Origin of the sequence: Kocuria sp. (assembly GCF_030538595.1) — a bacterium.
Lineage (GTDB): Bacteria > Actinomycetota > Actinomycetes > Actinomycetales > Micrococcaceae > Kocuria.
The window spans coordinates 131,591-151,307 of record NZ_JAUNTS010000008.1 but is presented as its reverse complement, the minus strand read 5'-3'; the positions used below and the strand labels follow the sequence as shown (position 1 = coordinate 151,307).

Sequence of the window (19,717 nt, the reverse complement as noted above, 5' to 3'; positions counted from 1 at the left end):
TTCTGGAAGCCGGCGGGTTCAGACCGCGACTACACCCTGGATTGTGAAGAGCCGGATAACTGTGGGTGGTGGGTGCGGCGTCGTTGTGGTGTGCCGGGGCAGTGGCGGATCGGATGTTTTCGTACGGGGAGTAGGCCTTCATGCAGCGGTAGACATCAGGGTCTTCAATGGGGTTGCCCCACTCCTCCCATTCCAGGGCGGTCAGCGGCAGTTCCGGCATGAGGATCGAGGTCAGGGGATCAACAAACGGCACGGAGGCCACCGCGCCGCAGAACAACTCCGGCGCCAAATTCAAGACCGCGCCCACCAACAAGCCGCCAGCTGACCCACCCATGAGCAGCAGCCGGGAGGAATCGACATCCACCCGAGCCCCCACGTGCTGCGTCACCGCCACCACGTCAGTGAACGTGTTGATCTTATGCAGCTTCTTGCCGTGTTCGTACCAGTCGCGGCCCAGCTCACCACCTCCACGGACGTGGGCGATCACCCACACAGCCCCGCGGTCCAGCAAGGACACCCGGGAATAGGAGAAGGCCGGGTCCATGCTGATTTCGTAAGACCCGTAGCCATAGATGACGGCTGGGGCCGCGCCGTTCACATCACGACGACGAATCAACGTGATCGGAATCCGCGTGCCATCTGCAGCATCCGCAAAATCGCGTTCCACCGTGTAATCCGCCGGGTTGTATCCGCCCAGTACAGACTTTTCCTGCCGGAGTACGGGCTGAGGCAAAGCAAGGCCAGACGGCTCAGCACCTTGCAGTTCGGGCTGTGGGTTGAGCAGAAGATCATAGATGCGAGTGGGGCGGATGAAGGATTCGGCGGAAAACCGCAGTACGGGGGAGTCGTAGTCGGCGGCCAGCAGTTCAATGCTCTCAAAGGTTGAGGTGCTCTGATCGGTAGCGTGCGCACCGGCACCGGCATCAGCAGCCGTACCAGCACCAGTACCAGCAGGGACCGTGACGTTCATCAGCTCCCGCTGCTCAGCCGTCCCCAAACCGTCCAGGGCAAGCACCATCACGGATGGCATCATCTCCGCACGAGCGGAAATCACCACGTAATCCTGCAGCACCGTGAATCCCAGGATGCGCACACCGGCTTGGGCCGGGATCACCTCCGTGGGATTTGCCGCAGTCAAGGATTTCCCCAGCTGCTCCCAGGCAATCAGCGAGATTCGGCCATCCGGGGCCTCAACGTCATGGGAGATCAGAACAGCTGTGCGGCCATCCAGGTGAACCGGCTCGGCTTGATACAGCACCCGATCCTCCCGGGGAATCACCACCTGCGGCTGCGTCCCCGGGGCTGCACTCAGAGGCAGCAGGGAAACTTCCGAATAGTCCGAGCACCCGGATTCGATCACTAGCCACGTGCGGTCAGCGGAAAGACTGGCTCCCAACCACAGCCCTGGGTCATCTTCCTGCGCCACCACCGGGTCCTGCGCCACAGATGTTCCCAGCCGATGGCAGCGCAACCGCCACGGGCGCCAGGAGTCATCCACCTCCGTGTAGTAGATCTCCTTGCCATCGGGGGAGAGGAAAGCGCCGTATGAGGCGTCCGGAATTTCATCCGGTAGCACCTCACCTGTGGCCAAGTTCTTCACCCGTACCGTGAAGCGCTCGTCCCCGGTGGTGTCCGTGGCCCACAGCATCCAGAGACCGTCCGGGGTCACGTCAAAACTGCCCAGGGCCCAAAAATCATGCGCGGCGGCCTCGACATTTCCATCCAGCAGCACCTGCTCACCGGGCAATGCGGAACCGGGGGTCAGTACAGGAGGCGTCCAGGCGTCGTCGTCGTTCAGGGGTGTGGTGGCCGCAACGCGGCACCGAATCCCGTGCTCCCCGCCTTCCACGGTCCGCCCGAAGTACCACCAATCACCCCTGCGGTAGGGCACGGACAGGTCCGTTTCCTGAACGCGGCCCTTGATCTCCTGGAAAATGCGCTCTCGCAGTCCCGTCAGATGGGCGGTGGCGGCCTCCGCGTATGCGGTCTCCGCTTCCAGATGCGCCAATACCTCCGGTGATTCCTTGTCCCGCAGCCATTCGTAGGAATCCACGAACCTGTCCCCGTGGAATTCACGGACCGTCTCTCTGCGGTCGGTGGTGGGGGCATGCGGGTGCCGTGCGGCGTGTTCAGTCATGAACCCCAACTTATCGCGCTGACGCACAATAGGTCTCATGACCGTTGAACCTGACGAACCCGCGGAGCTGCCCGCCACAACAGCCCGGCACAGGGCCGATTCCAGCCACCTGGATTACGACGCCGCTGCCTCCTCGGACCCGCACGTCACCCCCCAAGCCGTACCCGGATTTGGGAGTGTCCGCGCCGACTTGTGGATGCAGATTGTGCTGGTTCTGGGGGTCTCCCTGGGAGCCAGCGCTCTGTGGTCGATCCTGAACCTGGCCGAAGTACTCTCCACCACCGGCATTGCCGAGTCGCAGGCGAGCATGAATCAGGCCATGAGCACCTTCCCGGTGTTCGATGTCCTGCGGCAGTCGCTGAGTATCCTGCTGGCCTTTGTGCCGGTGCTCCTGGCGCTGTATTTCCTGGCGGGATCAGCGGGGCAACTCAAAACGGTGATTCGCCAGATCGGACTGGATTTCAAGGCGCCCGTGCCAGATCTGGCATTGGGGGCGCTGTTGTTCCTGGTGATGGGCCTGGGAACGCTGGGGCTCTACCAGGTAGGCAGAGGCCTGGGGATCACAGCGGAACTCACCACCAATGCCGGTGGCACTGAATGGTGGAACCTGATCCTGATGATGGCCCAAGCGGTACGACACTCCGTGGTGGAAGAGGTCATTGTGGTGGCCTTCCTGGCGGATCGGCTCCTGCGCGTGAGGTGGAGCTGGCCGCTGGTTCTGGTGGGTTCAGCGGTATTGCGCGGTAGCTATCACCTGTATCAAGGAATCGGCCCGGCCCTGGGAAACGTGGTGATGGGGTTGGTGTTCCTGTGGATCTATCGAAAAACTGGGCGCATCATGCCGTTGGTCATAGCGCATTTCCTGCTGGACGCGGTGGGTTTCCTGGCGGGAGCCTATTTCTTTGGCTGAGGTGAGCTCTTGCGGCTGGGGTATGACCGGTGTTTGAAGGCCTGTGTCCTGAACACCTGACGCGGCTTGCGGATCAAGCCGTCCACACCGGAGAATGAAAGCGGTCACGAGAGCCAGCGTCAAGCCCCAGCTTGCTGGCCGGCAACCCTCCACCGCGGTGGGGTGCCCTGGGTGAGGACCGGGCCGCGCGTATTCGCGTTGCGGCAAGCGCGGGTCGCGGACCCGGGGCGAACGCCGGTACCTGGCGATGGCTCCGGCTCAAGACCCCTGAGTACAGGAGCCACCATGAGCCATCACGCCACCGCCGGTAACCCCGCAGACTGGAACTTTGAAACGCGGCAAATTCACGCCGGTCAGCAATTGGACAACACGGGGGCGCGGGCACTGCCCATCCACCAGACCACCTCCTTTGTGTTCCCGGACGCCGCAACGGCTGCCGGACGATTTGCGCTGCAGGAACTCGGCCCCATCTACACGCGGTTGACCAATCCCACCGTGGAAGCGGTGGAGAACCGGGTGGCTTCCCTGGAGGGCGGTGTGGCTGCGGTCATGGTCGCCTCCGGGCAGGCCGCCAGCACGTACGCGATTCTCAACATTGCGGGCAGCGGCGATCACGTGGTGGCCAGCGCCTCCCTGTACGGCGGAACCTTCAACCTGCTCAAGCACTCGCTGGCCAAGCTGGGGATCAGCACCACCTTCGTGACCGACCCGGCCAACCCCCAAGCCTGGCGGGATGCCGTTGAGCCGAACACCAAACTGTTCTTTGCGGAATCCATCCCCAACCCGCGCAATGACGTTCTGGACATTCAGGCTGTGGCAGAGGTGGCCCATGCCGCTGAGGTGCCACTGATCGTGGACAACACGGTGGCCACCCCGTATCTGGTGCGACCCTTTGAATGGTGCGCGGACGTGGTGGTGCATTCGGCCACCAAGTTCCTGGGTGGGCACGGGACCTCCATCGGAGGATTCGTGGTGGACTCCGGCAATTTTGACTACACCCGTTACCCGCAGCGTTTCCCGGAGTTCGTCACCCCGGATCCCACCTACAACAATGTGGTGTTCGGTGAGGTGTTCGGTGCAGACGGTCCTTTTGGTGCCAACGTCTCCTACGCCTTGAAGGTACGTACCCAGTTGTTGCGTGACCTGGGGGCTTCGATTTCCCCGTTCAACGCGTTCCTCATTGAGCAGGGCATTGAAACGCTGTCCTTGCGGATGAAACAGCACGTGGCCAATGCCCAGAAGGTGGCTGAATGGCTGGAAGCTCAGCCGGACGTGCGCTCGGTGACCTACGCCGGGCTGCCGTCCTCGCCGTCGTACGCAACCGCGCAGCGCTACGCACCCCTGGGTCCCGGCTCCATTGTGGGCTTTGAGCTGGACGGGGGAGCTGCCGCCGGGCAGGCGTTCGTGGATGCGTTGGTCCTACATTCCAACGTGGCCAACATCGGCGATGTCCGTTCCCTGGTCATTCACCCGGCCTCCACCACCCACGCCCAGTTGAGCCCAGCAGAGCAGGCGGATGCCGGGGTCCAGCCCGGATTCGTGCGCCTCTCCGTGGGCTTGGAGCACATTGACGACATCCTTGCCGACCTTCAGCTGGGCTTCACAGCTGCCGGAAGTGTGGAACATGCCATGGCCACTGACGACGATGCCCCCGGCGGGGGAGCAGCCTGAGATGACGTTGGTCGGGGGAACAGAAAGTGCCACCGAGTTTGTGCGTGAGGACGGCGTACTGGCTTTTGTGGATGTGGGAGACGTGCTCCTGGAGAGCGGTGTCACCCTGCCGCAGGTCAGAATGGCCTACGAAACCTGGGGCGAACTCAATGCTGAGGCCTCCAACGCCATCTTGGTGGAACATGCCCTGACCGGAGACACCCATCTGGCCCGCGGCCAAGCCCGCGAACACGCGCCGGAGATTGAACGGCACAGGGCGCAAGCACCTGGCTGGTGTGAGGGTCTGGTGGGTCCCGGACGGGTGATCGACACCACCAAGTACTTTGTGGTCTGCATCAACATGCTGGGCGGATGTTACGGCTCCACGGGCCCGGCCACTGCGGCGCCGTCGTCCGTGGACCCCGATCACAGACCGTGGGGATCTCGGTTCCCGTTCGTCACCATCAGGGATGGTGTGCATGCGGAGGCCGCCGTGGCAGATGCGTTGGGCATCCGGCGGTGGCGGCTGGTGATGGGTGGGTCCATGGGAGGTGCCCGGGCGCTGGAATGGGCCGTGACTTTCCCCGAGCGTGTGGCCGCATGCGGCGTGGTGGCCTCCTGCGCTGCTTCAAGTGCCGAACAGATTGCGTGGGGCCAGGCGCAAAACTTGGCGCTGCGCCAAGATCCGGCGTTCGCCGGTGGGGACTATTACAGTTCGGCCTTCCCATCCCTGGGCTTGGGGTTGGCTCGGCGTATCGCTCACATCACGTACCGTTCGGCCGCCGAACTGCAGACCCGTTTCAGCCGCGATCCCCAGCCGGGGGAGTCCATTCTGGGTGCCGCCGCCGGTGAACGCGGTAGGTACAAGGTGGAGAGCTATCTGGATCACCAGGCCTCCAAGTTGGCGGACCGGTTCGATGCCAACGCGTACCTGACGCTCAATGAGGCGTTGATGAGCCACGACGTCGCTCGCGGGCGCGGCAGCCTGGAGGAAGCGTTGGCTGTGACCACGTGCGACTGGTTGGTCGCTGCGGTGGACAGCGACCGCCTGTATTTCCCATCCGAGTCGGATCAGCTGTGTGCAGCACTGCCGGGTGAGGTGCCTCGGCACACCATCCACTCGGGCGCAGGGCATGACGGATTCTTGATCGAGGATCGGCAGCTGGGGGACTTGGTGGCCGCCACGGTCTTGCGGTGATGCCTGCGCCGAACCCTCACGTGACTCGCCCATCACCGGCTGATCGGCGAGTCACATGAGGGTTCGGCATCAGCCGGGTTGGTGTTTTCCACAGGTTGGGGCGGCCCCTGGCGCCGGATGGTTCCCGCGCGGTGAGCTGGGGCCATGCCCACACCGCGAGTACGTTTACCAGCCGAGCTGGCATCCCGTTGGTTCACGACCACTCAGGCAGCCGACCACGGGGTCACTTCAAGCCAACTGTGGAGCGCCAACTATCGTGCGGTGATGCCGGGTGTTTGGGAAGGGCGATTTCCGGGTGTTGCTCTTCCCGGAACAGGCACTAGGGAGGGTCTGATGGCACGCCTTCCAGCGGTCATGGTGCAGTATCCGGATGCAGTGGCCAGCCACGTGACGGCGGCAATCCTGTTGGGTTTTCGACTTCCCTTCCGTCCGCAGGAAAATCAGAGCATTCACCTTTCGGTCAGTTCCCGGACCAATCCGTTGCGGGTCCAGGGGTTTGTGGGCCATCAGTTCCAACCGGGGCCCGGAGAGGTCTGGAACGGAGGTGGTGTGGCCGTGACTTCACCGGCCCGAACTCTGCTGGATCTGGCCGCCATGAAGACCGCACGTGGTCGCCACGTCTTCACCGACGCCGCGCTGGTGGCCATTGCGGATGGAATCGTGAACGAACACGCCACGGGCTTCAGTCGTGGGCAGTTGGCACAGCGCGACAAACGCTCGCTTCTGGCCGATCTTGACGGACTGTCCGGCCGTCGCGGTGTGCTGCGAGCGCGGGCAGCCGTGGAACGTGCGGTACCGGGAGTGGATTCTGCGCTGGAAACCAGGGCTCGGCTGTTGTTGGAAGAGTACGGCCTCACGGGGTGGGAGACGGACGTGGAGCTCGGCGCGCCCGGGCACCGGTTTGTGTGGCCGGATTTGGCTGATCGGCACCACAGGATTGCCCTGCAGATTGAAGGTGCTCACCATGATCACCGGGGGCAGCGAGTGCGCGACATTGAGCGTCAACGTGCCACGGAGGCGGCGGGGTGGATTGAGATCCGCGTGGTGGCGGCCGACCTGGAGGTGGGGCCGCATCAGCCGCCGGGCAGCGTCCCGCGGTTGATTCTCCTGGTCCGGGAGGCGCGGGCACGAGCGATGTCCTGAGTGCTGCGCCGAACCCTCACGTGACTCGCCCATCACCGGCTGATCGACGAGTGGCGTGAGGGTTCGGCGTGGGAAGATGGTTTTCATGCCTGAACAGATGACGATTGCCTGGAACCGCGACCCCGCCCAGGACCCTCACGCGCCGCTGCTGGTGATGTTCCACGGCTTTGGCGCCGATGAAAAAGACCTGTTGGGCCTGCTGCCGGGCCTACCGCAGGAGTTCGTGGTGGCCTCCGTCCGTGCACCGCAGCAGGAGGGGCCGGGGTACCGCTGGTATCCGCTGTACGACGACGACGCGTTCGACCCCGCCCAGGTGCAATCCGTCCTGGAACCTCTGATCGGGTGGCTGCGTGAACAAGCTCACGGGCGTCCCTCTGTGACGTTGTTGGGCTTCTCCCAGGGCATGTCCATGGCAACATCACTGGTCAGGGCCATGCCGGGGGAAATCGCTGCGGTGATCGGGCTCTCAGGTTTCACCCTGCCCGAGCCGCTGGCCATCTTCCGGGACAGTGAACTGGAGCAGCAGCCGTTCAAGCTGTTCTGGGGCCGTGACCCGCAAGATCCGGTGCTCCCGGAGCGGTTGGTCAATGTGTCCGCCGAGTGGTTGCTGACTCACGCGGACACCACCAAGGTCCAGTACCAGGGGATGGGGCACAGCATCTCCCCGCAAGAGTTGCGTCACGTCAACGAATACCTGACCCACTACGTGCTCAACGCCTGACGGGTCAGTCAACACTCCAGCCGTGTCACGGACATGATGCTGGCTTGCTCAGGCCCCGGTGCGAATCACCACAGAGATCCCGTTGAGGGTGACGACGTCGCCGTCGTGCAGCTGACGTCCCCGACGTTCCTCAATGTCTCCGTTGACCTTGACCAAGCCGTCCTCGATCACGGTGCGCGCCTGTGCGCCGTCTTCCACCAGGGAACCCAGTTTGAGGGCCTGGCCCAGGCGGATCATGGAATCGCGGATGGGAAGTTCTTGATCAGATGCGGAAGCTGCCATGGACCCATTGTGACTCATGGATCAGTCCCGTCTGCTCCCGGGAGTTCCACCGTGACCGTCAGACTGCGTCCACCCGCAACCTCCTGCGCTGTGGTGGTCTCCGCCCAGCAAGTACCGCCCAACTGCTCGGTCAAACTGCGCACAATGGCCAGTCCCAACCCTTGGCGTCGGGTGGAGCGGGCCGAGTCCGTGGTGTAGAAGCGTTCAAAGACACGGTTGGCTTCCACGGGGTCGCCGTCGTGAAGGCCGTTGGAAAAGATCATCCGCGCCCCGGAGGCGTGGGGGAGCACGTGCACCCGGAGCCATCCGGTGCCGTGGGTGGCCGCGTTGGCCACCAGATTGCTGACGATCCTCTGGAGGTGTCCACGTTCTGATCTGACCATGACGGGATGGGAGGATGCCACGGTCACGGGGATTTCGGTTGCCTCCAGCTGCCCGGCATGGGACAGGAGGACTTCCGTGACCTCACGGTTGAGATCAAACTCCTCCACCTGGGGGACGCGATTGCTGTCCAGGAGCGTGGTGTACTCGAACAAGCGGTCGATCAGCCGCTCGACCTCCTGCAGGTTGCGCTCCACCACGGCAATCCGGTTGTGCTGCAACGGGGTGCAGGGCTCAGCTGCCAAGGCTTGGGTGTAACCGCGGGCGGCGGTCAGCGGTGTGCGGAGGTCATGGGAGAGGTCTGCCGTCAGCTGGCGGAACTCGTGCTCCATCCGGCGCTCGTCGGAGGACCGTGCGACGAGCTGATCCAGGGTGCTGTTGACGGCTGAGGCCAACTCGGCCACATGGGAGTCCACGAACTGGACGGTCACGGGCCGGAACCAATCCCGTGCCATCTGCTCGTCCAACTGCCGCCGCAGACTGTCGATCTGAGCGGTCATCAGGTGCCGATGCACCAGCGTTGCCGCGCAGGCCACGCCCAATACCGTCACGGCGATCAGCCACCAGATCATCGTGGAATCCTCCTTTGTTGCCGGCCAGTTGTGACAGCCGCACCAGGTCCGTGGGTGCGCCGATTGTCAGTTGAGATCACGACGGCGCACGATGGCGTAGGAGAACAACACCATGGCGGCCATGAAAAACACGGACACGGCAATGGAAGCCACCATCTCTGTTTCCGTGAAGGGCAGAGGCAGCCAACGGTTCCAACTGAACGGCGTCATTTGCCACAACGCTCCCACATACGGCACCCGGTCAAAGCTGTTGGCCAGAACCTGCAACAGGAACACCGCAGCGATCCCGATGCCCAAGGTGGGCCATGTGCGCCGCAACCAGAAGGCCAGTGGCAAACAGATGGACACCTGCGCCGCGATGTTCAGCACTGTGGCAAGGATCACGACCACAGTGCGTGCAGCCCGGTCACCACCGGGAAAAATCGTTGAGTTCAACGCCGCCCCCATCAGGGGACTGGGTGATCCCCAGAGAAAATCTCCGAATGGGAACAGCCCTATCAGAGCCACCACCGAGTAAGGCAGGAGGATCAGCCCCACCCCGGCCACCAGGAGGATGGCTTTGACGGTCACAATCTGGCCCGCGCTGCAGACAAGATTCACGGCTTTGGCGGTGGAGTGTTCATAGTCCTGAGCCACGATCACGCTCACCAACAGAACGGAGAGACTGATGCCCACCACCACCTCGGACAGAGCTCCCGTGCCGTAGCTGGAGAACGAACCGCCCGAAGACAACTGCCGACTCAACCAGATGACACCTGCGGCCACGAAGGCGCAAACCCAGGTCAAGATCAGAGCAAGGCGAACGGCGGGGTTGTGGCGCAAGCGCAAGGTCTCGGCGCGCAGAAGATTGATCATGCCTGCCTCCCAGGAGTGTGGTGCGTGGTGGGTGATGAGGAGGTCCACGGGATGCTTTCCTCCGTGAAGCTGGATGGCCAAAGGTCGTGGGCTGCCAGTGTTTTCAGCACCACTGAGGATTGGAGATCACCCAGACGGACCCGAACGGCGTCGTCGGGCAGGATTGCGTGGTCGGTGAGGTCAAGTTCCTCCTGGAGCACACGGACCACCGCGGGGGTCTGTTCGCTCACGATCCGCAGAAATCGTCCCGTTGTCCGAAGAAGATCGACCGAGTTCAGGACGTCTTGGACCTCTCCGTCGGCCAGCAGGATGAATTGTGTTGCTGCGTTGCGCCACGGGCCTATGTCACGATCGGCGATCACCACCGCGGTGCCGTGTTCCTGGGCCAACGTGGTCATGACTCCCTTGACGCGGTCCGCTTCCGGTGCATCGAGTGCGGCGAGCGGATCATCCAGCAGCACCAACTGTGGCGCGCCCATCCAGGCGGTGGCCAGGGCGACTCTTTGCCGGATGGACGGCGAACAGTTCCGCATCTTCCGACGTTGCGCTGTGCCACCGGTGCCGTGGTCCGCGAGCCCCACCTGGTTCAGAAGCCGATCCTCCAAGCCGCGTTGGGCAAGACCACGCAGAGTCCGGTGGTAGGTCAAGTTCTCAACCGCCGTGAGGTGATCCATGATCGGGTGGTCCCCGATCAAGGCACCAATTCTGCGCCGCTGATCCAGACCGGGGCGGACCCCGTGATCCACACCAAAGAGGTGCACCGAGCCGGAACTGGGCTGGGCAAGGCCCGCCACCAGATTCAACAGAGTGGTCTTGCCGGACCCGCTGGGACCGATGAGGGCATGAATCGTGCCGCTGCCCAACGTGAGAGTCACGTCCGTGATGGCTGGGTGTGTCCCGAATTTTTTGGTGAGCCCGCGGGTGGTCACCGCCGGGATGTTTGTTCCGCTCATGAGGCCAACCGTAAGAGGTAGATGTCAGACCGGGGTCAAGATCCATCCACCGCGGGTCAAGAAAGCGTCAAGAAAACATCAAGACGGCTGCTGTGCCAGTCGATACCCCAAGCCCCAGACGGTTTGGATGTACTCAGGCGTGTCTGAATCAGCTACCGAGTGAGGGACCGCAGCCAACTTGGAGCGGAGATTGGACACGTGCGTTTTTATGGCGCCGTCGTCACCCATGAAGGGCTCTGCCCAGACCGCTTCGTAGATCTGTGCCCGGGAAAAGACCTGCGCGGGGGAATGCAGCATCATCTCCAGGATGCGAAATTCGGTGGCGGTCAGTTCCACGGGGCAGCCGTGGACCGTGACCGTGGCGGATGCCGTGTCCATGACCAACGCTCCGTGTTCCAAGACCTTGCGGTGAACGCTGAGCCCTGAGCGGCGCAGCAGAGATTCCACGCGAGCCGTCAATTCCGTGAGGTCGAAAGGCTTGACCATGTAGTCGTCGGCACCCAGCCGCAACAGGTCCACCTTGGACCACACGGCGTCCTTGGCAGAGAGGATCAGCACGGGAACCTGACTGGTGATCCGCAGTTCTTTGAGGAGCGTGCCACCATCCACATGGGGCAACATCAGGTCCAGGATCACCAGATCAGCGGTGGTGGCACCCTCTTGGAGATGCTGGCGTGCCGCCAACCCGTCCTTGGCCACGGCAACCCGGTGGCCCACCGATTCCAAGGTCTCTGTCACCAGGGAGGCAATGTCAGCCGAATCTTCGACCACCAGAATTGTTGCCACGGGTTGACTCCTTGTGATCTGGGAAATCGTGCTGTCTGTTGTGCTCCGGGAAGGTGCCGCAGAAGGATTGGTCGTTGGCTTACACCCACATTCTGAATCATGCAGCCCTTGGTGGTGGTGAGCCTCGGCCGGTCGCTTGGGTATGGCGCAGTGTGGTGACTCGCCTGGTTTCGTCGTCGTTGGTTACCCTTGATGGGCTGCCGGATCACTGGGTGATGCGGTGGCCGCACATCTTGTGTGCCGCCGGTGACCTCTGGACGTCGCGGCGGACAGCCCGCAACCTCACGCCAGGCCACAGCCAGTGGTCGCGGCAGAAAATGGAAGTGAATTTCATGGCTCCCAAGTCCACGCTGGATAACGTTATCTCGCTCTGCAAGCGCCGCGGTTTTGTGTTCCAGGCGGGTGAGATTTACGGCGGTTCACGCTCCGCGTGGGACTACGGGCCGCTGGGTGCCGAGCTCAAAGAAAACATCAAGCGCGAGTGGTGGCAGACCTTTGTGCGCGGGCGTGAGGACATGGTGGGTCTGGACTCCTCCATCATCCTGCCCACCGCCGTGTGGGAGGCCTCCGGGCACGTGGCCACGTTCACGGACCCGCTGGTGGAATGCCTGTCCTGCCACACCCGCCACCGCCAGGATCACCTGGAAGAAAACTTTGCAGACAAAAAGGGCCGCGCCCCCGAGTCCATGGCAGAGATCGCCTGCCCCAACTGCGGTACCAAGGGTCAGTGGACCGAGCCTCAGCAGTTCTCCGGTCTGATGAAGACCTACCTGGGTCCGGTGGACGATGAAAAGGGCAAGCACTACCTGCGCCCGGAAACCGCCCAGGGCATCTTTGTGAACTTCCTCAATGTGGTCACGGCCTCCCGCAAACGCCCGCCGTTCGGCATCGGCCAGGTGGGCAAGGCGTTCCGTAATGAAATCACCCCCGGTAACTTCATTTTCCGGACCCGCGAGTTCGAGCAGATGGAGATTGAGTACTTTGTCCACCCGAACGATGCCCAGAAGTGGTTCGATGACTGGGTGGAAGCCTGCTGGAACTGGTTTGTGGACCTTGGCATCAACCCGGAGAACATGCGCCGCTTTGATGTCCCGGACGGGGAACGCGCGCACTACTCGGATGCAACCATTGACATCGAGTACAAATTTGGTTTCCAGGGCTCTGAGTACGGCGAATTGATGGGTATTGCCAATCGAACTGATTTCGATCTGAGCAATCACACCGAGCATTCGGGTACCAAGATGCAGTACTTCGATCAGGCCACAGACGAGCGCTACACCCCGTACGTGATCGAACCTTCCTTCGGCTTGACCCGCTCCATGATGGCTTTCCTGGTGGATTCCTACGTGGAGGATGAGGCGCCCAACACCAAGGGGGGTGTGGACACCCGCACCGTGCTCAAGTTGGATCCGCGGTTGGCGCCGGTCAAGGCTGCCGTGCTCCCGCTCTCCAAAAAAGACGACCTCAAACCGGTGGCTCAGAACCTTGCCGCCGAATTACGGCGCCGGTGGAACATTGACTACGACGACGCCGGTGCGATCGGCCGCCGTTATCGTCGCCAAGATGAAATCGGCACGCCCTTCTGTGTCACGGTGGACTTCGATTCCTTGGAGGACCAGGCGGTCACCATCCGTTCACGTGATCACATGACCCAGGAACGGGTGTCCCTGGACAAGGTCACCGGTTACCTGGCGGAGAAGTTGGGCTGCTGATTCATGTCCTATTCCTACCGCACGTGGAACGACGGCGATGACCTTGCCCTCCTGGGCGTGCTGCCCGCCCCGGAGTCTGACTCTGTCATTGCCCTGCGAGCCCTGATGGGGCCGGATTCGGAGCAACCAGCCTGGTCACGAACTCTGGTGGCGAACGACTCCGCCGGCGGGGACGACGTCGTGGTAGGTGCCGGAGCCGTGCAGTTGAACCCCATGCACCCCACGCGACTCTGGGCGTTTGTGGAGGTTGCCACGGCGGCGCGGGGTGAGGGCGTGGGTCAGGAATTGGCTGCCCGTTTGCGGGGTGCGGCCCACGAACAACACCCCGGGCTGCCTTTACGTACCAAGGTGGGCCCCGGTACGTCGGGGGAGAGGTTTGTACAGGCACAGGGGATGATTCCTGTGATGACTCACCGTCACGTTGTTGTTGCTCCCGGGGCGATTCCTCCGCAGCCCATCGGTGAGGGGGAGTCCGCCACGGAGTCCATTGAGGACCTGGCCACGGGATCTGTGGAGCTGACCCGCGCGGTGGGGGAGTTCTACAGCTCGGTCAATGCGTGGGATCCGCCCGCGGAACTGACGTTGGGACAGGTCAACGCGCAATTTCTGGCCGAAAGTTCGCAGGCTTACGGTGCCATCGTCCTGCGTCGTGGGGTGGATCGTGGGGCCGGTGTCCGCGGCAGCATTGGCGCCTTTGCCATCAGTTACCGCTCCCTGGAGCTGGACGTGGAACGTACGGAAGCTGATCCCGAACGGCTGGCCGAACTGGATGATCTACCCACAGATGTTCTGATCGGCTGGGATCCCGGCATGGGGGATGAAGAGGCAGCGGTGGCCGTGGCCAAGTTGATGGGGCTGCTGGTGGCCCGTTATCCCATCCGGGTGGAAGTCACGGATGCCATGCGGCCCTTGGCCGTGGTGTGTGCGCAGTTGGTGGCGGAGGGTACGGCCAAGGTGATGGATGAAGCCGTCACCTACGCTGACCCCGCCTGAGAACCCGACTGAGAGAATCGCCCGTCAGAAGTGAGGTGTGCCGCCCAACAGGTTTGTTGGGCGGCACACCTCACTTCTGGCCTGCGTGGCAAGACCCTTGACTCAGAAGGACCAGGGATCCACTGCCAACTCTTGGGCGGTTTCCTGACGAATGGAATCGTTGCGGGCATCAATGCGCTTGGTCATGATGAAGCCGTCGTAGATCCACCAGACAGTGAGCACCAGCCAGCACACAAGGGTCAGACCGAATCCGACCCACAACATTGGTCCGGGGTTGGGGATGACCTGTGCATCTTCACCAGCTCCCACCACAGCAAAGATGAAACCGAAGTAGCTGGCCATGAACGCGCCCCAGGCAATGATCACCAGGGCGACCTTGATGAGACCGCGAAGGATGGAACCCAGGTAGAAGTCATGAATGGGTACGCCCACCACAAAGGGTGCTGCGGCCCACATGATCCACGCCGCAGTGTTGTTCTTCATCCGCGCGGAGAAACGCCAGGCGGCTTGCCGGGAGCGCGCCGCGGCATCGGCGTTTTCCAGCCCTGCGGGGCCGGGCTGGGATACGTGGTCCTGGGTTGGATCAACGGGGTGACTGGGGTTTGTCATGGTAGACACCTGATTCACGAAGGGGTGCTGTGGTGGCAATGATCTCAGAATGAATAGGGGTCAATGCCCTGTTCAGCCGCGATTTCCTGCCGAATACGGTCATTGGTGTTTTCCAAGCGGCGGGACATGGTCACACCGTCGTAAATCCACCAGATGGTCAGGGCCAGAAAGCACAACCCGGCCACCAGCATCCCCGCCATGAACAGGCCGGGCAAACCTGAGGAACTTGAGGAGTAGTAGGTCTGGGAGGCAAAAATTGCGCTGGCAATCCCGCCTCCTATGAAGCTGACAAAGATCAAGACCAGCAGCCCCAGCTTGGCCAGGCCCCGGCTGATGTCACCAAAGTAGAAATCGTGCACCGGGATGCCAATGAGGAAGGGTCCACCGATCCAGAGAAGCCAAGCGGCGGTGTCATTCTTGCGGCGTGCAGAGTAACGCCAGGCGGCCTGTAGCTGAGGTGAGTTCTGTGGCGGTGATCCCGGAAACTGCTGTTGGCCGGTGGGGTAGGGGCCCGCATTCGGGGAAAGCGGTTGAGGATTTTGCGGGGCGTAGGACACGGTGGCCTCCGGGATCAACGTTCTGCGGTGCACCAGGAGTGCGAGCAGACAAAAAGTGTGCAGATGCGAATATTCTATGCCACGTGATGGGGTTCCACGGCAACCCCATACATATATTGCGCGGGCTGCCCGGTGCGGATGGCGGGGCCTCACGGGGCGGTCAAACTCACGTTCTGCCGGGGGGTGGGCTGTGGGAAAATACTCTGATGACCAGCTTGACTGAAATCCCCCTGCGCCCCCGTGCCGACCTCACGCCGTTCGGTCCGGGCACTGTGGAGACCGTTCAAGCTGAGGAAGCTGTGGTCCTGGACCTCCCGCCGCTTCAGCTCAAGAACCTGACCATTGACGTTCCCGTGGTCCTGGCCCCCATGGCTGGGGTGACCAACAAGGCGTTCCGTAGGTTGTGCCGCGAACACGGAGGCGGCCTGTACGTCACGGAAATGGTCACGGCCCGCGCACTGGTTGAACGCCGCGAGAAGTCCCTGGCAATTGTCCACCACGATCCCGATGAAACACCGCGGTCCGTTCAGATCTACGGCGTGGACGCGGTCAACGTGGGAAAGGCCGTGCGCATGGTGGTTGAGGAGGACATTGCAGATCACATTGATCTGAACTTTGGCTGCCCCGTTCCCAAGGTCACCAAACGCGGTGGCGGCTCCGCGCTGCCCTGGAAAACGGATCTGTTCCAGGCCATCATTTCCGCAGCGGTCAGGGAGGCAGACCGCGGTGACATCCCGGTCACCGTCAAAACCCGCATGGGGATCGACCACGACCACCTCACCTACCTTGAAGCCGGCCGCATGGCGCGGGACACCGGTATTGCCGCCATCACCTTGCACGGTCGCACTCTGGAACAGCACTACTCCGGTCAGGCGGATTGGTCCGCCATCGCCCGGTTGCGGGAGGCCGTGCCGGACATTCCGGTCCTGGGCAACGGGGACATCTGGTCGGCGGAAGATGCCGTGCGCATGGTGGAGCAAACGGGCGTGGACGGTGTGGTGATCGGACGTGGTTGCCAGGGGAGGCCCTGGCTGTTCGGTGACCTCCAGGCAGCCTTTGACGGCCGCCGGGACCGCGCCCGGCCCGGCCTGCGCGCCGTGGCGGCCACCATCTACCGTCACGCACAGTTGCTGGCAGAACAAAACAACGACGAACTGCACGGCCTCCGTGAAATTCGCAAACACGTTGCCTGGTACTTCAAGGGGTACCCCGTGGGGGGCCAACTCCGAGCCCAGCTGGCCTCCGTGGAATCCCTGGACCAGTTGGAAGAACTGCTCAACCAGCTGGATCTGGACCAGCCCTACCCCGGGGCAGACGTGGAAGGCCCGCGTGGACGCGCGGGCAATCCCAAAAAAGCTGCCTTGCCGGACCGGTGGCTGGAGGACCGCTACATTCACGATGACCAACGTCTGGGCCTGGCGGATGCCGAATTGGATGTATCCGGCGGCTGAACAGGCAGAATGGTTCCGTGCCCCATTCCGAATCACTCTCCACCGGTGCCTCCCACCAGCCGCCCGCTGCCGCTGAATTGCCCATCGAAGGCATTGCCCAAATGCTTGCCGCGGTGGATCGCACGCAAACCCCGGCGGAGGGTTATGCACCGCGGGACATCGAACGGTGGGTCACGGAGAATCACCACAACAAATACCGGTCACATTTTGAACGGGACCGTGCCCGGGTGCTGCATTCTTCAGCCCTGCGCAGGTTGGCGGCAAAAACCCAGGTGGTGGCGCCGTCGTCGGACGATTTTGTGCGCAATCGGCTCACACATTCCCTGGAAGTGGCCCAGATCGGGCGGGAGCTCGGCCGCATGCTGGGCTGTGATCCGGATGTGGTGGATGCCGCCAGTCTGTCGCACGATCTTGGCCACCCGCCCTTTGGCCACAACGGGGAAACTGAACTGAATGCCGCTGCCGCACACATTGGCGGGTTTGAAGGAAATGCTCAAACCTTGCGCCTGCTGGTGCGGTTGGAACCAAAGGTTTACAACGACGACGACTCCACCTCCGCCGGTTTGAATCTGACTCGCGCCACCCTGGATGCCACATGCAAATATCCGTGGAGGGCCCATGAGGCCCCTCTCAAAGCGGATGGTTCGCGCTCGCAGAAATTTGGGGTGTATGAGGATGACCTGCCAGTTTTTGAGTGGATGCGTGAAGGAGCACCGGCGCGGACCAAGTGTTTGGAAGCCCAGGTCATGGATCTGGCCGATGACATCTCTTATTCGGTGCACGATGTAGAAGATGCCGTGGCAGCCGGGATGCTGCGCCTGTCGCGCCTGTCAGACTCCCGGCAACGCGAACGGGTGTTTGAGAACACCCGCAATTGGTACCTGCACGGGGTGGAGGACGCGGTGCTGGACGCTGCGCTGTGCCGTTTGGAAGCAGCACCCGAGTGGGTGGGGGAGATGAATGGCTCCCGGCGGGCGTTGGCACATCTGAAGGACATGACCTCCCAGCTCATTGGCCGATTTGCCATGTCCGCTGTGGCCGCCACGCGTCAAGTCACGGGACAAGGCGCTCTGACTCGGTACGCCGCCTCACTGGTGGTGCCCACCCAGACCGTGGAGGAGATCGCGGTCCTGAAAGGGCTTGCGGTCACCTACATGATGAACATCCGCGACTCCCAACCGATCTATGACAACCAGCGTGAGATTCTGCGCGTTCTGGTTTCGGCACTGATGGATTCCGACGGAAGATTCCTCTCGCCTGCTTTTGCGGGGGATTGGAATGCCGTGGCGGATGGCCCGGGGGCGGAGGACCGGCGCTTACGCATTGTGGTGGATCAGATCGCGTCCCTGACGGACACCTCTGCGCTGCGGCTGCACAATCGCATAGTTGGTACCAACTGGAGAATGGGAGACAAGCCGCTGTGGTGATTCTCAAAGGCCGGGGCTGGGTTGCCCCGTTGTGCTGGGTGGCGGTGTTGCTGGACGGTTTTGACGCCGTGGTACTGGGTGCCGTGATGTCTTCCATGATTGATGATCCCGAATTCGCGTTGACGGCGGCATCGGGCACCACCGTAGCCACGGTGGGCTTGGTGGGCATGATGATCGGCGCGCTGGGCATGGGCTGGGCCACGGACAAGTTCGGGCGCCGCAAGTTGCTCATCGGGGCTGTGATCTTGTTTTCCATCTTCACTTTTGGGATGGCATTTGTTGACTCGATATTTTTGTTCGGGCTGCTGAGGTTTTTGGCCGGCGTGGGTCTGGGTGGTTGCTTGCCCACCGGTATTTCCATGGTCACCGAATTTGCGGGACGTGGCCGCACCGGAAAATCCACCACATTGATGATGACGGGCTATCACGTGGGTGCGGTGCTGACGGCGGCATTGGCCATTGTGGTGGTGCAGAACATCAACTGGCACGCCATGTTCATCATCGGGGCCCTACCCGCGCTGGTTCTGGTGCCGTTGATGTACTTCTACTTGCCAGAATCCCCGGACTACCTGCTCTCCAAGGGCAGAGTGGAGGATGCCCGGCGCGTTTCCGAGCACTACGGCCTGGACTTCTCCCACCAGGAGCAGGTGGAACGTGAACTGCGCGCGGCAGCCGTTGCGGGAACCGTAGACGGCACAGGCCCGGGCTCAACGGCCCAGGCTGATGCGCCTGCCAAAGCCGAGCCCAGGGGTGCTGCAACTGTGCTCAGCGGTCAGTATCAGCGCAATACCGTGCTGGTCTGGATCACATCCTTCATGGGGCTGCTCTTGGTGTATGGCCTCAACACCTGGCTGCCTCAAATCATGCGCTCTGCCGGTTATGACCTGGGAAATGCACTGGGTTTCTTGCTGATCCTCAACATCGGTGCCGTGGTTGGACTTGTCATTGCAGGGCGAGTTGCAGACCGCGTGACTCCGCGTGTGGCGGCGGTGGTCTGGTTCATCGGTGCAGGTGCACTACTGGCGGCCTTGGCCATCAAACTGCCGCTGCTGGGCATCTATGCCATGGTGTTTGTGACTGGGTGCTTTGTCTTTTCCGCCCAAGTGCTGGTCTACGCTTTCTGCGCTGCGAATTATCCCACCAAGGTCCGGGCCACAGCTCTGGGTATGGCCGCAGGTATTGGTCGTCTGGGGGCAATTTCCGGACCGATTCTGGGTGGAGCAGTTCTGGCGGCGGGGGTTGCCCATCCCTGGGGATTCTTTGGCTTTGCCATTGCCGCTATCCTGGGAGGCGGCGCCATGGCCGGAACCAAAACTTTGCAGCAAGGCGACTGACAGGATCGACAACGTCGTCCCAGTGGTGCTGCACAGCACACGTTTG

At 62.4% G+C, this 19,717-nt stretch carries 18 protein-coding genes and 1 riboswitch; of the genes, 10 read left to right on the top strand and 8 right to left on the bottom strand.

All coding sequences use genetic code 11. From position 1 onward, the window contains the following. Positions 1-2,137: S9 family peptidase (locus Q4G32_RS08710; protein WP_303350709.1), on the bottom strand; the 2,137-nt coding region annotated here is incomplete at its 3' end. A 37-nt stretch (positions 2,138-2,174) separates the two neighbouring features. On the opposite strand from Q4G32_RS08710, the gene Q4G32_RS08705 reads away from it, so the two are divergent. The 5 genes from Q4G32_RS08705 to Q4G32_RS08685 all read left to right on the top strand — a co-directional run bounded on the left by Q4G32_RS08705 (position 2,175) and on the right by Q4G32_RS08685 (position 7,759). Then, on the top strand, positions 2,175-3,047 hold the full coding sequence (locus tag Q4G32_RS08705; protein ID WP_303350708.1) for a CPBP family intramembrane glutamic endopeptidase: 873 nt from the start codon (positions 2,175-2,177) through the stop codon (positions 3,045-3,047). Between the two features lie 102 nt (positions 3,048-3,149). After that, a riboswitch (SAM riboswitch) is annotated at positions 3,150-3,263 on the top strand. 69 nt (positions 3,264-3,332) lie between these two features. After that, the gene (locus tag Q4G32_RS08700) at positions 3,333-4,718 is read left to right on the top strand and encodes an O-acetylhomoserine aminocarboxypropyltransferase/cysteine synthase family protein (RefSeq protein ID WP_303350707.1); all 1,386 of its coding nucleotides are present in this window, start codon (positions 3,333-3,335) and stop codon (positions 4,716-4,718) included. A gap of 1 nt (position 4,719) precedes the next feature. Beyond that, on the top strand, positions 4,720-5,895 hold the full coding sequence (metX, locus tag Q4G32_RS08695; protein ID WP_303350706.1) for a homoserine O-acetyltransferase MetX: 1,176 nt from the start codon (positions 4,720-4,722) through the stop codon (positions 5,893-5,895). A gap of 333 nt (positions 5,896-6,228) precedes the next feature. After that, positions 6,229-7,038 (top strand): hypothetical protein, encoded by an 810-nt coding sequence (locus Q4G32_RS08690; protein ID WP_303350705.1) that lies wholly within the window; start codon positions 6,229-6,231, stop codon positions 7,036-7,038. A gap of 85 nt (positions 7,039-7,123) precedes the next feature. Beyond that, positions 7,124-7,759, top strand: coding sequence for an alpha/beta hydrolase (locus Q4G32_RS08685; protein ID WP_303350704.1), 636 nt, complete (start codon positions 7,124-7,126; stop codon positions 7,757-7,759). A 48-nt stretch (positions 7,760-7,807) separates the two neighbouring features. Here the strand turns inward: Q4G32_RS08685 and Q4G32_RS08680 are convergent, their stop codons facing one another. From Q4G32_RS08680 to Q4G32_RS08660, 5 genes are all read right to left on the bottom strand, one after another. Then, positions 7,808-8,041, bottom strand: coding sequence for an RNA-binding S4 domain-containing protein (locus Q4G32_RS08680; RefSeq protein WP_303350703.1), 234 nt, complete (start codon positions 8,039-8,041; stop codon positions 7,808-7,810). Between the two features lie 14 nt (positions 8,042-8,055). Next, complete coding sequence (locus tag Q4G32_RS08675; protein WP_303350702.1) at positions 8,056-8,994, bottom strand: sensor histidine kinase; 939 nt, start codon at positions 8,992-8,994, stop codon at positions 8,056-8,058. Between the two features lie 66 nt (positions 8,995-9,060). Beyond that, positions 9,061-9,849: a hypothetical protein gene (locus Q4G32_RS08670; protein ID WP_303350701.1), complete on the bottom strand. Its 789-nt coding sequence runs from the start codon at positions 9,847-9,849 to the stop codon at positions 9,061-9,063. Next, positions 9,846-10,802, bottom strand: coding sequence for an ATP-binding cassette domain-containing protein (locus Q4G32_RS08665; RefSeq protein WP_303350700.1), 957 nt, complete (start codon positions 10,800-10,802; stop codon positions 9,846-9,848). Before Q4G32_RS08665 ends, Q4G32_RS08670 begins: the two co-directional genes overlap by 4 nt. Before the next feature lie 78 nt (positions 10,803-10,880). Further along, complete coding sequence (locus tag Q4G32_RS08660) at positions 10,881-11,588, bottom strand: response regulator transcription factor (protein WP_303350699.1); 708 nt, start codon at positions 11,586-11,588, stop codon at positions 10,881-10,883. 332 nt (positions 11,589-11,920) lie between these two features. Here Q4G32_RS08660 and Q4G32_RS08655 point away from each other — a divergent pair, with 332 nt between their 5' ends. Together Q4G32_RS08655 and Q4G32_RS08650 are read left to right on the top strand one after the other, a co-directional pair. Continuing rightward, the gene (locus tag Q4G32_RS08655) at positions 11,921-13,300 is read left to right on the top strand and encodes a glycine--tRNA ligase (protein WP_303350698.1); all 1,380 of its coding nucleotides are present in this window, start codon (positions 11,921-11,923) and stop codon (positions 13,298-13,300) included. 3 nt (positions 13,301-13,303) lie between these two features. After that, entirely contained in the window at positions 13,304-14,293 is a 990-nt protein-coding gene (locus tag Q4G32_RS08650) for an N-acetyltransferase (protein WP_303350697.1), read from the top strand. A 102-nt stretch (positions 14,294-14,395) separates the two neighbouring features. On the opposite strand, the gene Q4G32_RS08645 is transcribed toward Q4G32_RS08650, so the two are convergent. Beyond that, positions 14,396-14,902 (bottom strand): hypothetical protein, encoded by a 507-nt coding sequence (locus Q4G32_RS08645; RefSeq protein WP_303350696.1) that lies wholly within the window; start codon positions 14,900-14,902, stop codon positions 14,396-14,398. Positions 14,903-14,946: 44 nt separating this feature from the next. Continuing rightward, positions 14,947-15,492 carry a hypothetical protein gene (locus Q4G32_RS08640; protein ID WP_303350695.1) on the bottom strand — a complete coding sequence of 182 codons (546 nt, stop codon included), beginning with the start codon at positions 15,490-15,492 and terminating at the stop codon, positions 14,947-14,949. A gap of 173 nt (positions 15,493-15,665) precedes the next feature. Here Q4G32_RS08640 and dusB point away from each other — a divergent pair, with 173 nt between their 5' ends. From dusB to Q4G32_RS08625, 3 genes are all read left to right on the top strand, one after another. Next, positions 15,666-16,910: a tRNA dihydrouridine synthase DusB gene (gene dusB, locus Q4G32_RS08635; protein WP_303350694.1), complete on the top strand. Its 1,245-nt coding sequence runs from the start codon at positions 15,666-15,668 to the stop codon at positions 16,908-16,910. A 101-nt stretch (positions 16,911-17,011) separates the two neighbouring features. Continuing rightward, positions 17,012-18,337, top strand: coding sequence for a deoxyguanosinetriphosphate triphosphohydrolase (locus Q4G32_RS08630; protein WP_303350725.1), 1,326 nt, complete (start codon positions 17,012-17,014; stop codon positions 18,335-18,337). Continuing rightward, positions 18,331-19,671 (top strand): MFS transporter, encoded by a 1,341-nt coding sequence (locus tag Q4G32_RS08625; RefSeq protein WP_303350693.1) that lies wholly within the window; start codon positions 18,331-18,333, stop codon positions 19,669-19,671. The genes Q4G32_RS08630 and Q4G32_RS08625 overlap by 7 nt, the downstream gene beginning before the upstream one ends. Positions 19,672-19,717 lie beyond the last annotated feature (46 nt).